The organism is Grimontia celer, from assembly GCF_900055185.1.
In the GTDB taxonomy this organism is placed as follows: Bacteria; Pseudomonadota; Gammaproteobacteria; order Enterobacterales; family Vibrionaceae; genus Enterovibrio; species Enterovibrio celer.
On the sequence record NZ_FIZX01000002.1, the window covers coordinates 696892 to 710800 of the forward strand.

Sequence of the window (13909 nt, forward strand, 5' to 3'; positions counted from 1 at the left end):
GGCGGCCACTAGAACAGCCCCTATGGACTGAACCCAGTAATTGCAAGGTGAGAATCGAACTATGTCAGAGTCAGATGCACAGGACGTGTATCCGTCAGTAACCGTTGAACGAGCCAGTGTGCAGGCGGATGCGCCTATTTCGCCGCTGCGTTTGGGTGAACGGCTGAAAGAGATCCGAACCAAAAGCGGTTTGACGCTGGAGGAAGCCAGTAAGCTAACCGGGCTTGCGCGCTCCACACTTTCAAAAATTGAAAATGAACAGATTTCCCCGACGTTTCAGGCGATGCAAAAGCTGGCAGTTGGATTGAAGATCGACATCCCACAGTTATTCGCTCCGCCAAAATCACGTCAGGCGACAGGCCGTCGTGACATTACCCGTGCGGGAGAAGGGAAATCGAGACCGACGGGCACTTATGAACATGAACTGTTGGCGACCCAGCTCACCAACAAAAAGATGTTTCCTTTCAAGTCCCGGGTGCGTGCTCGTTCGTTTGAAGAGTATGACGAATGGATTCGCCACGATGGTGAAGAATTTCTTTTAGTGCTGGAAGGCAGCATTGCCTTCTACTCTGAGTTCTACGAAGCGATTGAACTGAATGAGGGCGACAGCGTGTATTACGATGCTGCGATGGGGCATATGCTCACCTCGCTCAGTGAAGAAGATGCCCAGATCCTATGGGTTACGGCATCTTAAGATTGGATTTTATCCCCGCAGATACCGCGGATGATTATTTAGCAAGTCGGCAAGCGCCGTGATCATGGAGTGAAACATGTCTCAGGATCTACTTAAAACCCCACTGCACGCCCTTCACATCGAAATGGGCGCGAAAATGGTTCCATTCGCTGGTTATGATATGCCAGTGCAATACGCGCTGGGTGTGCGTAAAGAACATATTCATTGCCGTGAACACGCGGGCCTGTTTGATGTTTCTCACATGGGCCAATTGCGCCTACACGGTGAGAACGCAGCGAAAGCACTGGAAGCTCTGGTACCGGTAGACATTATCGATCTGCCAGAAGGCAAGCAGCGCTATGCATTGTTTACGAACGAGCAGGGCGGCCTGATGGATGACCTGATGGTCACTAACTTTGGCGACCACCTGTTTGTGGTTGTTAATGCCGCATGTAAAGAGCAAGACATTGCACACCTGCGTGCAAACATTCCGGCAGATGTTGAGCTTGAGGTTATCGAAGACCGCGCTCTGCTGGCACTGCAAGGCCCTGAAGCTGCTGCTGTGCTGGCGACGCTGAACCCAGCGGTTGCTGACATGGTGTTCATGGATGCCGCGAAAATGGATCTGGCAGGCATTGAATGTCTGGTCAGCCGTTCTGGCTATACCGGTGAAGACGGCTACGAAATCTCTGTTCCTGAAGACAAAGCTGAGGAGTTTGCACGTCGACTGCTGCTGAAAGAAGAAGTCGAGTGGATTGGTCTGGGCGCTCGCGATTCATTGCGCCTTGAGTGTGGCCTTTGTCTGTATGGGCATGACATTGATACCACTACAACGCCAGTAGAAGGCAGTCTGCTTTGGGCAATCAGTAAACCACGTCGTGCAGATGGCGAGCGTGCAGGCGGTTTCCCGGGCGCAGACATCATCCTTGATCAAATCGCAACAAAAGACGTTTCCCGCAAGCGTGTTGGCCTGCTGGGTTCAAGCAAGGCGCCAGTGCGTGAAGGTGCAGTATTGTTTGATGCAGACGACAACGAGATTGGTATTGTGACCAGTGGCACATTTGGTCCAACCAAAGGCCAACCTGTTGCCATGGGTTACGTTTCTACTGTGAATGCAGCTATCGGAACAGAAGTCTTTGCGGAAGTGCGCGGTAAGAAGTTGCCGATGACTGTCGAAAAAATGCCGTTTGTGCCACAGCGTTACTACCGCGGCTAATTGGCTGAAAAATATCAAGAAAATGTTTGCATTCTGAGAAAGCGGCAAACCGCATTGGTGATGGTAAAAATTCAGCAATGTGAGCAGCTTAAGAAAGGTCGGTGCTTGTCATCGGCCTTTTTCTTTTATTTGTCAGTAGGCTGGAGAATAGACCGAAATTCGTGTCGGATTATTTAACTTTTCGTCTCAAAACTGGCATCACTTATGCTCTCTGTTTAAGTGAGCTTTCTATCAGTAAGAATGTAAATTTCTGGGTGTGGAAAGCAAGCGTCTGTGAATTCGTGCAGAAAGCGTCAATAAAGCAGGCGATTCACGGGATTATGGATTAATGTCTTATATGTACGACATGAGGTCGATAGGAGAAAGAGTTGTATGCTTGCGGAACAACGGGATGATATTGATAACCCTCTGATCTGGCCGATTTTGAGTGTACTGGAAGCGTCAAACCAAAGCTGGAAAGTGCACTATTTGATGGCTGAGCTACAGAAAAATACCATCATGGACCATCTTGATGATGACCCTCAACTGGACTTGTTCAAGCGTAATTTTCTTATCATGAACGCGCTCTACCAATTGCAGGAAATGCTGCTGCCCCAGCAATGGCTACAAGTAGAGTCGATGGACATCCGCCTCATGTGGCGAGGCGCGGGAACGGGTTTTGTTCAACATGAAGTGAACACCGACGACCCTCTTCGCGGCTACTACATGGATTGGAATAACTATGATGCGCAAACGGAAGACGTTCGCGAACTATTGAGTTCATTTTGGAAACGCTATCAGCAGCATGTGGGTCACTGCAGTGAAACGACCGTTGAGCGTCGAAATGCGCTGGCAGCTCTAGGGTTGGCTGAGAATGCTTCGGATTCAGAAATTCGACGCCAATGGCGCAAGATGGCCCTTAAATGGCACCCAGACAGACCCGAAGGGGATGCCGCCACATTCCGCACCATGTGTGAAGCTTGGCAGAGTCTGCGCTTATGATAGAAAGCGGATATTTATAGAACCCAGCTTATACCGAGCTGGGTTTTTTGTTTAATGCGTGATGTTTTTTGGCTGCAGACAGCGTAAACACCACCAAGGTCAACAGTACAATCCCACCACCAATCAGCACATTGTTACTTGGAACTTCTCCCAATACGGCCCAAACAAACAATGGCCCAAGAATCGCTTCAAGGAGCATGAACAAATTTGCGTGTGCTGCAGGAAGGTATTTAGGCCCGATTGAAATCAGAACAAACGAAATAGGCACCACGACGCCACAAAGCAGCAAGGTGTATTTCCACTCCTGGAGAGTCAGTGAAAAAGGCTCTGCACCAGCAAACAGTGAGATCATTGAAGTACAAAGCCCACCAAGAACCAGATAAAGCGGGGCATTAGCACTTTTACTTTTCCTCAAAATCACAAAGTAAGTTGCCAGCATAAAAGCTGTTATCAGCGCCATCAAATTACCAAAGGACGCCGTGGGCATCGCCTTTCCGTAGAAAACGAAACCGACGCCAACCATTGCCGCCACGATGGCGATGAGGGTTCGACTATCAACCCTCTCTTTGAGAATGAGAAAAGCTAGCAGGGCAGATATCAGCGGGCTGATGTTGATGATAATAAGGGTGCTGGCGACCTGTGTATGGTCGATGGAAAGAACAAAGCAAACCGTCGAAATGGAGAATGCAAACGAGCCTATCAACAGCGCTTTCGAAGGCTTTTTAAGTGCTGAAAGTGTCTGGGAAGGACGGGTCGCCATCATAAAAGTAGCAATGATGAGGGCAGACAGCAGTCCACGCCAGAACAACAATGTCCAACCGGAGGCCTCAATCAACCGAATGAGCAGCGCATCAACACTGAGGATCGTGATCCCCACCAACATGGCTGTCGTGCCTTTGAAAATCGGTGTCACGCCGGTTTCTCCTTGTTTTTAAGCCCAATTCCTAACAGGCAAACCAGCCCCTAGGGGCTGGTTGGTAACAGAAACACTTTGTTTAATTTTCATTCGATGACAGTAGCCCATTTATTCTTAGTTAAGTCAATAAGTGCAAACAGGTTTTGTCCCCTCTCACTTTATCAAGCAGCAAGTGGGGTCTACTCTTATTTGATAAGAGTGTCACCATAAAGAGAATTTGGAGACAAAATGAGATCTATACGCCACATCTTTTTCGCGTTGATGGGATTAATCCTGTTTCTCGGCGTAGCAATCATCCTTGCGCATTTGCGGTCTGATACGTTAACGAACCAAATCAACACCATTTATGAGCAGCGTTATCAGCAATATCGACTGGCGATTGAATTAAAACAAAGTTCTGATCTCCTGACCCAGTTTGCTCGCAACTATGCGGTGACCACGAACAACCGGTGGCGCTACCTGTTTGAGCAGGTGAAAGCGGTCCGTGACGGTCAACTACCGTTGCCAAGCGGTTACAACTTTGACTACTGGGCGCAGATGTCTGACCCCGATAAAGAAGTGGTTCAGCCTGAAATCCCTATCCGCCCAGATCATCCCTCATTGTTGAGCCGTTTACGTGATGCCGGGATCAGTGAATCCCATATGTCTTTTCTGACTCAGGCGCTTTCCCGCTCACAAGACTTGATTGGCATTGAGCAAACTGCCATGGATTTGATCCAGGGGCGAAAGCGCACAGCCCGCGGTATTGAAAGGGTAATTCCAGACCCCGAGCTTGCGCAGCAGATGCTGTTTGGTCCGGACTATATTCATGCCAAAAGCAAAATCATGGGTCCTATTGGGGCGTTCTACGATGCGATTGATAAGAAGACAACGGAAGAATTAAACGCGCTCAAGCAGCAACGCGCAAACATGGATGGAATTACCATTACCATGGCCTTTATGCTGCTTATAGCTGTACTGACAACGACGACTCTGCTTTGGTATCGATTCCTCAAACCACTCGACAATATTCGCAGTACTATCGTCAACAAAGTTCGCAACAAAGAGTTTGAGTTCAAGCTGGATGTGAACAAACAAGGCGAATTGAAGGATCTCGCCTACGCGCAAAACGAAGTATTACGTGAAATTGCAGAACGCTTCGAGTTCAGCCGTCAGGTTAAAGCGTTTTCTGATTTGATTCGTGGTTGTTCTGGCATGGGTGAACTTGGATTTCAGGTCGCGAACTTCTTCTCCCAGCGCTTGGAACTGCCGTATGTGGCGCTCTATGTTGTTCGTGGGGACAACATGAGCCTTGTTGGGGGGGTTGGTGTCGACGAGCAATCTGAACAGATGCAAAAAGAAACGGTCTCTTTCCACCGCACCATTCTCGTTACCAAAGAAGTACTGAGAATACGCAACGATAAAGATCAGTTCGCGCTCACCTTGCCTGTTGGCAGACTTTCCCTGAGTGAGATGTATTTCATTCCACTGATTGTGAACAACGAGATGGTGGGTGTACTTGAGTTAGGTTCGGTGAGATTGCTCTCTGACAAGGAAATCGACTGGCTCAATGAGGTTCAGGAAGACTTGGCGGTGGGCATTCAGCTCACGCTCAATGCTGAGCTTCAAATGGAAGCAGAACAGCGCGTCTCTGAGCAGCTCAAACTCAATCAGCAAATCATCAATGCGATTCCGAACCCAACCTATTTCCGCGATACCGAAGGCACTTACATTGGCGTTAATGATGCGTTTACTGATTTCCTCGGCCTTTTCTATGTGGATGTCGTCGACAAATCGCCGCAGGAATTGTTTGCCAGTGACGTTGCCACCATGTTTACCGAGAAGGAAAGAGAACTGCTCGATAACCCGGGCTCGACCGTTTATGACATTGAGCTGGCCAATGCGAGCGGCGATGTGCGAATTCTTACTGTGTATGAAGCGACCTACTACGGCGGTGATGGAGATCCTCTCGGTATTGTAGGCTTGTTCGTTGATGTTACGACGCAGAAACGCCTCGAATCTGACCTGATTGCAGCGAAAGATCAGGCCACAGAAGCGAGTAAGGCGAAAGGCGAGTTCCTTGCCAACATGAGCCATGAGATCCGTACACCAATGAACGCGATTCTCGGTATGTCTCACCTGGCTTTGCTGACCGACTTAAACGATAAGCAGCGTAACTATGTCGGCAACATTGAGAAAGCAGGTAAATCACTGCTTGGTATCATCAATGACATTCTGGACTTCTCGAAAATTGAAGCGGGTAAGCTGACCGTCGAACACATTGAATTCCGATTTAGTGAAGTATTGGACAACATCAGCAATATCATATCGGTGAAAGCGAAAGAGAAAGATCTGGAGCTTATCTTCGATATCGACCCTGACCTTCCTGATGACCTTGTCGGTGATCCACTTCGTTTGGGGCAAATCATCATCAACTTGACCGGTAACTCAGTGAAGTTCACCGAAACGGGCGAAATTATCATTCGTGCCCGCAAAGTTAGCGACGCAAACGAGATTATCGAAGTTCAGTTTGATATTCAGGATACCGGTATCGGTATGAACGAAGAGCAGCTTGGCCGTCTGTTCCAGTCTTTCTCACAAGCTGATGGTTCCATTACCCGAAAATACGGCGGTACAGGCTTGGGTCTCACCATCTCCAAGAGCTTTGTTGAGCTCATGGGTGGCCGGATCTGGGTGGAAAGTGAGCCGGGCAAAGGCTCTACTTTCTCTTTCACTATCCGTTGTGGTCGCAGCGAGTCGAGTATCAAAGAACAGGTGGCGCGTTCCACAATCCTGCATGATAAACGTGTTCTGGTGGTCGACGACAACCAAGCCTCACGCGACATCATGTATGCGCTGCTCGATAACCTTGACCTGCGAGTGGCGGCGGTTTCGAATGGTGAAGAAGCGGTTTACGAAGTGGAGTCCGCAGATAATAGCCACGACGGCTTTGATGTGGTTGTCATGGATTGGAAAATGCCGGGCATTAATGGTGATGAAGCCACCCTGCAAATTCGCGACAAGCCTCTGAACAAGATGCCGAAGGTTATCCTTGCCAGTGCCTATGGCGAGGACTCTGGGCTGATCAATGAAGAAGTGCAGAAAGTTTTTGATGCGTCTTTAGTGAAGCCGATCAACCCCTCTTCGTTGTTTGATGCGCTGATGGAAGCCTTCGGCAGAGAAGAAATGAAACTGGCGAATTGCCGCGAAGCTGAAAAAGAGCAGAGCGAAGAAGTCGACTTTACCGGGCTGAAAATCTTGCTGGTAGAAGACAACATGATTAACCAGGAAGTGGCGAAAGGTATTTTGGAGCAATTTAATCCGACCATCGAGGTGGCTGATAACGGCCAGATTGCGTTGGATATGGCACAGGATCAGGACTTCGATATTGTGCTGATGGATATGCAAATGCCTGTTATGGATGGCTTAACGGCGACCCGCAAGATCCGTGAAATTGAATCTCTTTCCAGCTTGCCCATTGTTGCCATGACCGCGAATGCCATGGAACGAGACGTCAAACAATGTAAGGAAGCGGGGATGAATGACCACGTTTCCAAACCCATTGATGTGGAAGAGTTGATCAGTGCGATTCAGCGTTGGACATCGGCTTCAAAAGAAGCGGTGAAATCTTCCGTTGCACTGAATGGCAAGAAAGATGACGAGCCTTCGATTCCTGATCTGGACGATATTGATCCCTTGGTACTTGATGCAAAAGAGGGCATAAACCGGATCGGCGGTAATGTAGAAGCATACTGGAAAGTCATCACGGCATTCACGGAAACCAAGCTTGCTGTGATAGACAAAATCCGTGAGCAGCTCGCGAACGATGAACGGGAAGACGTGGAACTGTTTGCGCACTCCCTTAAAGGTGCTGCGGCAAATGTCTCTGCTAAAGGTCTAGCAGTGTTGGCGGGTAATTTGGAAGACCAAGCGGGTTCTGATCTCAAGATGGAAGCCTCACTGGTGGATAAAATCGAGCAATGCCTGCAGGAGATCCATACTTACATTCCAGGTGCAGAGCCGGAAAAAGAGAAAGCAGACGAGGTACAGGCGTTTGCAGGGTACACACCGAGAGAGTTCCGTATTGAACTTGAACAGCTAAAAATCCTGCTGAATAATTTTGATACGCAGGCTGTCGATTTCATCACAGGTATCAAAGAGAACTCGAAGAGCATGGATGTGGATCTTTCGGGTGTAGAAGATGCGATTCGTAAGTTTGAATACGAGGCCGCGGCAAGCAAGCTAGAAGCGGTGATTGAATCGCTGGGTGTCGATGAGGTAGATGAAACACCTGAATTATTCTGATTTGCTGAGCGAATTGCAGGAAAGAAAAAGCCGCGTGTGGACGCGGCTTTTTTGAACGCGATTTACAGTGAGCGACTGCGCAGTTCGAAAATCAGCTTTTCAGCACTGCATTCGAACTTCAATTTTACTGTGAGTGGACTCAATGAAAGCTCGGCATTTTCGTTGAGGTCATGGATAACCTTTTCGTTTACTTGCTTTGCCAGATCCAGATAACGTTGAAATTCAGCAACAGCAGTCGCTTTATCTTCTGCGAAGATCTCTACTTCTGCAACTTCATCACCTTCACCGATAACAAAGCCCATTTCCGCTGTTACACCGCATGCATCGCATACTTGGTATTCTTCTTGGCTCATCGCTTTCTCTCTCAATAGCAGCGCGCTTTGGAAACGTCCTAAGGCGTCTGTATGTTGGAATTTAAGTAATATTACTACATTTAGGCGTGCAAAAAGTAGGGCTTTTAACAAAGAATTTTAATCAAGCTAGCTTAGATTACTTGTTCAATTTCAAAAGACGAAAACAAAAAAAAGCGTGGGGCGAAACCCACGCTTTTCGTTTTGTCCAAGGGTATTATTCTTCCCACTGAACCAGTGTGCCTGATGGCCAGGTTGCACCAATATCGTGATACTTTTTCTCGAGCAAATGACGACGGATTTTGAGGGTTGGTGTCAGCAATCCATTCTCGATGCTCCAAGGTTCTTTGATCATCAATACACCACGGATTTTTGCGTGTGATTCCAATTCGCCATTGATGGTTTCAATCACATGCTTCACGCGTCGCTCATAGCGCTCGCGGTCAAAGTCTGGGAAGTGATGAGGTAACGCGAGCAGCACAGGGCCAGGCATACCAGAGCCCACAAGACACATCATTTCGATGTTGCTCAGCTCGAACAAGCGTTTCTCGATAGGCACAGGCGCGACAAATTTACCTTTTGCTGTTTTAAAGGTGTCATTCTTACGGCCTTGAATGGTAAGAAAGCCTTCATTATCTAAGAAGCCAATATCACCAGTGTGCAGCCAACCGTCCACGATGGTTTCCGCTGAGGCTTCAGGATTTTTGTAGTAGCCGGTGAACAAGCCTTGGCTGCGAACAAGAATTTCTTCGTCTTCTGCAATTTTGATTTCTACACCGGGACCTGCGTTACCCACAGAGCCAATTTTGTCACTGCGGAATGGGTAGTTAAGGGTGCTATACGCGTAGGACTCCGTCATACCCCAGGCTTCGGTAATGTTTAGTCCCAGCTTTTCATACCAGCGAAGCAACGCTGCTGAAACAGGTGCAGAACCACACCCCAAGACGCGAGCCTGATCCAAACCAAGGTTGGTTGCCACTTTCTTCTTAATCAGGCCAGAAATGATCGGCAGTTTAAGGAGTATGTTGAGTTTGCTGTCCGGCAGTTTCTCTTGAATGCGTTGTTGGAACAGCGTCCACAAACGAGGTACAGAAATGAACAGAGTAGGGCGATGCATCTTCACGTCTTCGATAAAGGTATCGAGAGACTCTGGGAAGGCGGTACAAATACCAGCATTCATTGCTGTTGCCATGATGTATACGCGCTCTGTGATGTGCGCCAGTGGCAGGTATGAGAACAAACGCTCGCCTTCACGCATACCAATGTGGTTAATCAACTGCTGTGCGGACCAAGCATGCGCACCATAAGTCAACATTGCACCTTTTGGCAGTCCAGAGGTACCAGAGGTATAAACGATAGACATCAGCTCATCGTCTTGATGATCGGGCTTCACGTCTGCGCGGTCGTTTTGCGCCACCAAGTCTTTCCAGTCGTAACCGCAATTAATGGTTGGATAAGGGAAGGCAATGGTTGGGATGTCTGAACGCTCTACTAAAGATTCTTTCAGGGCTTGAGTGTCGTCGAGCTTACCAACGAACAGAGCCTTCGATTCACTGTGGTCAAGCACGTGAGAAATAGTTTCAGAACCCGCGGTCGGGAAAATCGGCACGCTGATATAGCTGCCGAGCATCATGGCAAGGTCAGCGGTGAACCATTCAGCGCAGTTTTTAGAGATGAGAGCAACACGGTCTCCTGGCTCGAGACCCATACCGCGCAGTGCAGTGACGATACGTAACGCTTGGTCTACGACATCGGAGTATGTGAAATCGTTAAACTTGCGGTTAATGATCTGTCTCAGGAAGATTTCGTTAGGGCGTTCTTCAGCCCAGCGCAGCATTTGTAGATATGGTTTTTGTTGAGCCATAAAAGGACCCCGTATAACAGTAGGGAAAAGAGTTTATTTTTAATTGTATGTTACTAGCTTGTTAAATTAGGTGTCTTGATAGACGCTGGTCAAGCTATTCATTCAAACGCTTGTTCAAATTTTGATGCATGTAACGCTGTAACACTGAGCGTTGCAGATTTACTGACAAGAATAGCATTTGCGTTTCAGCGTGTTACACCCTGATAACACTTGTTGGTCCACCTTATGCAGCACTCTTCACGCTTCTCATTTTTTTTACGCTTAATTGGCTCACATTTTACACCTGTGTACTATCTTTAAGACTGTTACGTTAAGGGTCGGTAGTCGGTAAACCCTTTTTACTTTCAACATAATCAAGCTCTACATACGTGAAATACATACCAACAATAGCGTTAACAGCGGTAGTAGTGATGTCTTGATTGTTAAAGCTTACGGAAGCCAAAAAACAGGGATAAAACTATGCCAAAGAGAAGCAAAGAAGATACAGAAGTAACCATCAGGTTAATTCTGGATGCAGTGGTCGATCAACTGGTTACCTTGGGGTACGACAAGATGTCTTACACCACGCTAAGTCAGCAAACGGGGATTTCAAGGACAGGAATCAGCCATCACTTCCCAAAGAAAACGGATTTCATCACGCGCCTTGATGATAGGCTGTTGGGTATTCTGATTGACAGGCTGGATCTTGAAGGCGACAAGCGTTCTTTTATAGAAAGTTGGCTGACTGCACTTCGCTCAGACAATCGCTTCATTGCTGTTCTCCGCCTCTTTTTTCTACATACAGTTTCGTCGGAAAACGCTGTTGAGTTTACCAGCCACGCGAGCAGAAAATTACATGATGTATGCTGCAATCGTTACGGCGAAGAATTCGAGAAAGATCTGGAGTGGCTGCTGGGCAAATCCCTGCTTACCATGGCCTAGCCAATATTCCATTTCTTCGAAGAAAAGGCTCCTCATCAGGGAGCCTTTTTTGTTCCGCCAAAATTTCCTTAAAGTGCTGGCTTTCTGCGCGTTAGCGGCCCGTTTTTGATCTGAAACAGTAAAAAGTCAAAAAAGCGCGCCTCATTCAAATTTAAGTTGAATTGTTCAAAATTAATTTAATAATGGGCTTTCGAATTCGAGTCTTACACCCATTTGCCAACGAGATTTTTCATGAGCAATTCACTAGTACTTGTCCTTAATGCGGGCAGTTCCTCTCTTAAATTCGCATTGATGAACGCACAAACCGGAGAAGCCATTCTGTCTGGTCTGGGCGAATGCTTCGGCCTTGAAGATGCGCGCATTAGCTGGAAACGCGAAGGTCAAGACAAGCAAGAAGCCATGCTGGAGCAGGGTGGTAACCATCACGAGAAAGCAGTAAGCCTTATTGTTGAGCTGGTGGAGAGCATGGATGTTGGCAGCCAACTGGTTGCAATCGGTCACCGTGTCGTTCACGGTGGTGAAAAATTTGCTGATGCGACGCTTCTGAATGAAGACGTGTTGGCTGAAATTGAAGCGTTGAGCGATTTGGCTCCGCTACACAACCCAGCAAACGTGATGGGTATCCGCGCTGCAATGAAAGCTTTCCCTGCATTGCCTCAGGTGGCAGTGTTCGATACAGCTTTCCACCAAACTATGCCGCAAAAAGCATTTACCGGTGCAATCTCTAACGAGCTTTACACAGACTATGGTATTCGTCGCTACGGCTTCCACGGTACCAGCCACTACTTTGTTACCCGCGAAGCAGCAAAACAGCTGGGCAAACAAGTTGAAGAAGCAAACTTCATTTCTGTTCACCTAGGCAATGGCGCGTCTGTGTGTGCCGTTCGCAATGGCCAGTCTGTTGATACTTCCATGGGCTTCACTCCGCTGTCTGGTTTGATGATGGGTACCCGTTGTGGTGACTTGGACCCAGGTATCATCGAATTTCTGCTGAAGAAAGGCTGGAGCCAGGAACAAGTGTTTGAAGCGCTGAACAAGAAGTCAGGTTTCCTAGGTGTATCGGGCCTGACATCTGACGCACGTGGCATTCTGGAAGCAATGGAAAGTGGTCATGAAGGTGCCAAGTTGGCATTTGAGGTGTTCACTTACCGCGTAGCCAAATACATCGGTTCGTACATGATCCCACTTGATAGCATCGACGCGATCATCTTTACTGGTGGTATCGGCGAAAACTCATTACCTATCCGTCGTGAAATCCTCAAGAACCTAAAGCTTTTGGGCTTTGTTGAAGACGAAGCAGGTAACGAAGCTGCACGTTTTGGTAATGGCGGCATCATTGCGAAATCGGAGCTTCTGGGCGCGGTGGCGATTGTTATTCCAACGAACGAAGAATTCGTGATTGCATCTCAAGCTGCTGAATTTGCAAACTAATATTCGATAGCTGAATTGAATACGAAAAGCCGCTGATGAGAGTCAGCGGCTTTTTTTGTTTGGTTTTGGTCTTCTGTTTATAGATGGCACTATGAAAAATATGGGAGTTTGTCTCTCACTACAGTCATTTTTCGAACTTAAAAGGCTAAGACTTGGGGAAATCTGATAAGCATTTTACTCTGATGTTAAGTTGGTTAGTGTTTCCTTTGCCTGTAATCTCTTGGAGAGCAACCGAACTGGTCACGAAAGGTGCGAGAAAAATGTTGCAGGTTGTTCTGCCCCCACTTGAATGCGATTTCACTTATACCTGCTTTTTGAAAGCGTTCGTCCACTAAGTCACTGGCGATTTTCTGCATTCTGCTCTCTCGGATAAAGCTACACACCGTTTCCCCATTTTTCGTAAATACTTCGCTAAGGCGACGCACTGACAGCCCGAGGCTATTCGCAATGTCTTCACGGTTAAGGCTGGCATCTTGCAGATTTGCGAGAATAAAAGACTTGGCACGGATCAGCAGTTGCTGCTCAGGTTGGGACAATTCGACACGTGAACCTCGAAGCGGTGCTAACGACGTGGCAATCAAATCTATCAATGTCTCTTGCAGCAGGAGTTTACAATCCGTGGTTTGGCTGTCGATAAGTGAAGAAATATTCAATGCCGTGGTAGCAACTAAACTGCCCAATTGCGAAGCGCCGTTCACCGGAATAGCCGTGAGCATATTGGCATCGGGGAGCCGGCTCAATAGTGCCTTCTTTGGAAACTTGATGACTAACTGTTTGAAATCTTCTTCGAGATCAATGGAGTAGGTTTCTGTGCTGCTGTAGAGAGTAAAATCGTAGCGAGAGAGCGGAGCTGCCCGTCCACATTGCTCGATAATAGAACGGTTATTGAGTTGGATACTTAACAAGAATTCTGCTTCCGCAGCGCGTCCAATGTCTTCCGCGCGCCTGATGACCTTATGTTTCGACCCAGACACAAAAGAAAGATCAATAACGTCATGTTTGGAGAGTTCAATTCTTCCCTTAAAGTCTTTTCGGGATAGGGCTTCGCAACCTAAATTGACATAAGCATCACACACCGACTCCCGCCAAAAAGCGAACTTTTCGCTTGGTTGGCAATCGTTTGTGTCGTATGTGAACCTTTTGAAGGTACTACTCATCCATCTTCTCTCATTTAATCCCTACCTTTATGTTGTAACACCAAATCCAAAATTGACACTGTCTCAAATATGAGTCGGGTCGCTCGCTGCCTTTTACGACAAATAGGGCCGCCCTC

At 47.6% G+C, this 13909-nt stretch carries 10 protein-coding genes; 6 read left to right on the forward strand and 4 right to left on the reverse strand.

What is annotated here, in order from left to right:
* Nucleotides 1–61: 61 nt before the first annotated feature.
* The 3 genes from GCE9029_RS13330 to GCE9029_RS13345 all read left to right on the forward strand — a co-directional run bounded on the left by GCE9029_RS13330 (nucleotide 62) and on the right by GCE9029_RS13345 (nucleotide 2870).
* Nucleotides 62–694 (forward strand): helix-turn-helix domain-containing protein, encoded by a 633-nt coding sequence (locus tag GCE9029_RS13330; protein WP_062663728.1) that lies wholly within the window; start codon nucleotides 62–64, stop codon nucleotides 692–694.
* Nucleotides 695–770: 76 nt separating this feature from the next.
* Nucleotides 771–1889 carry a glycine cleavage system aminomethyltransferase GcvT gene (gene gcvT, locus GCE9029_RS13335; RefSeq protein WP_062663729.1) on the forward strand — a complete coding sequence of 373 codons (1119 nt, stop codon included), beginning with the start codon at nucleotides 771–773 and terminating at the stop codon, nucleotides 1887–1889.
* A gap of 372 nt (nucleotides 1890–2261) precedes the next feature.
* Nucleotides 2262–2870 (forward strand): DNA-J related domain-containing protein, encoded by a 609-nt coding sequence (locus tag GCE9029_RS13345; RefSeq protein ID WP_062663731.1) that lies wholly within the window; start codon nucleotides 2262–2264, stop codon nucleotides 2868–2870.
* A gap of 28 nt (nucleotides 2871–2898) precedes the next feature.
* Here GCE9029_RS13345 and GCE9029_RS13350 read toward each other — a convergent pair whose 3' ends face one another.
* Complete coding sequence (locus GCE9029_RS13350) at nucleotides 2899–3783, reverse strand: DMT family transporter (RefSeq protein WP_197475364.1); 885 nt, start codon at nucleotides 3781–3783, stop codon at nucleotides 2899–2901.
* Nucleotides 3784–4014: 231 nt separating this feature from the next.
* On the opposite strand from GCE9029_RS13350, the gene GCE9029_RS13355 reads away from it, so the two are divergent.
* Entirely contained in the window at nucleotides 4015–8070 is a 4056-nt protein-coding gene (locus GCE9029_RS13355; protein WP_062663732.1) for a response regulator, read from the forward strand.
* A gap of 62 nt (nucleotides 8071–8132) precedes the next feature.
* Here GCE9029_RS13355 and GCE9029_RS13360 read toward each other — a convergent pair whose 3' ends face one another.
* Together GCE9029_RS13360 and GCE9029_RS13365 are read right to left on the reverse strand one after the other, a co-directional pair.
* Nucleotides 8133–8423, reverse strand: coding sequence for a DUF406 family protein (locus tag GCE9029_RS13360; protein WP_062663733.1), 291 nt, complete (start codon nucleotides 8421–8423; stop codon nucleotides 8133–8135).
* A 214-nt stretch (nucleotides 8424–8637) separates the two neighbouring features.
* Entirely contained in the window at nucleotides 8638–10284 is a 1647-nt protein-coding gene (locus GCE9029_RS13365) for an AMP-binding protein (RefSeq protein ID WP_062663734.1), read from the reverse strand.
* A gap of 459 nt (nucleotides 10285–10743) precedes the next feature.
* Between GCE9029_RS13365 and GCE9029_RS13370 the strand changes: the two genes are divergently transcribed.
* A complete protein-coding gene (locus GCE9029_RS13370; RefSeq protein ID WP_002538662.1) occupies nucleotides 10744–11205 on the forward strand; it encodes a TetR/AcrR family transcriptional regulator in 462 nt (153 codons plus the stop codon).
* 231 nt (nucleotides 11206–11436) lie between these two features.
* Nucleotides 11437–12636 (forward strand): acetate/propionate family kinase, encoded by a 1200-nt coding sequence (locus GCE9029_RS13375; protein ID WP_062663735.1) that lies wholly within the window; start codon nucleotides 11437–11439, stop codon nucleotides 12634–12636.
* Nucleotides 12637–12830: 194 nt separating this feature from the next.
* On the opposite strand, the gene GCE9029_RS13380 is transcribed toward GCE9029_RS13375, so the two are convergent.
* The gene (locus GCE9029_RS13380; protein ID WP_062663736.1) at nucleotides 12831–13793 is read right to left on the reverse strand and encodes an AraC-like ligand-binding domain-containing protein; all 963 of its coding nucleotides are present in this window, start codon (nucleotides 13791–13793) and stop codon (nucleotides 12831–12833) included.
* Nucleotides 13794–13909 lie beyond the last annotated feature (116 nt).

Excerpts from the sequence above, each read along its gene's own strand:
- GCE9029_RS13330 (WP_062663728.1), top strand. The coding sequence starts at position 62 with ATGTCAGAGTCAGATGCACAGGACGTGTATCCGTCAGTAACCGTTGAA.
- gcvT (WP_062663729.1), top strand. The coding sequence starts at position 771 with ATGTCTCAGGATCTACTTAAAACCCCACTGCACGCCCTTCACATCGAA.
- GCE9029_RS13345 (WP_062663731.1), top strand. The coding sequence starts at position 2,262 with ATGCTTGCGGAACAACGGGATGATATTGATAACCCTCTGATCTGGCCG.
- GCE9029_RS13355 (WP_062663732.1), top strand. The coding sequence starts at position 4,015 with ATGAGATCTATACGCCACATCTTTTTCGCGTTGATGGGATTAATCCTG.
- GCE9029_RS13360 (WP_062663733.1), bottom strand. The coding sequence starts at position 8,423 with ATGAGCCAAGAAGAATACCAAGTATGCGATGCATGCGGTGTAACAGCG.
- GCE9029_RS13365 (WP_062663734.1), bottom strand. The coding sequence starts at position 10,284 with ATGGCTCAACAAAAACCATATCTACAAATGCTGCGCTGGGCTGAAGAA.
- GCE9029_RS13370 (WP_002538662.1), top strand. The coding sequence starts at position 10,744 with ATGCCAAAGAGAAGCAAAGAAGATACAGAAGTAACCATCAGGTTAATT.
- GCE9029_RS13375 (WP_062663735.1), top strand. The coding sequence starts at position 11,437 with ATGAGCAATTCACTAGTACTTGTCCTTAATGCGGGCAGTTCCTCTCTT.
- GCE9029_RS13380 (WP_062663736.1), bottom strand. The coding sequence starts at position 13,793 with ATGAGTAGTACCTTCAAAAGGTTCACATACGACACAAACGATTGCCAA.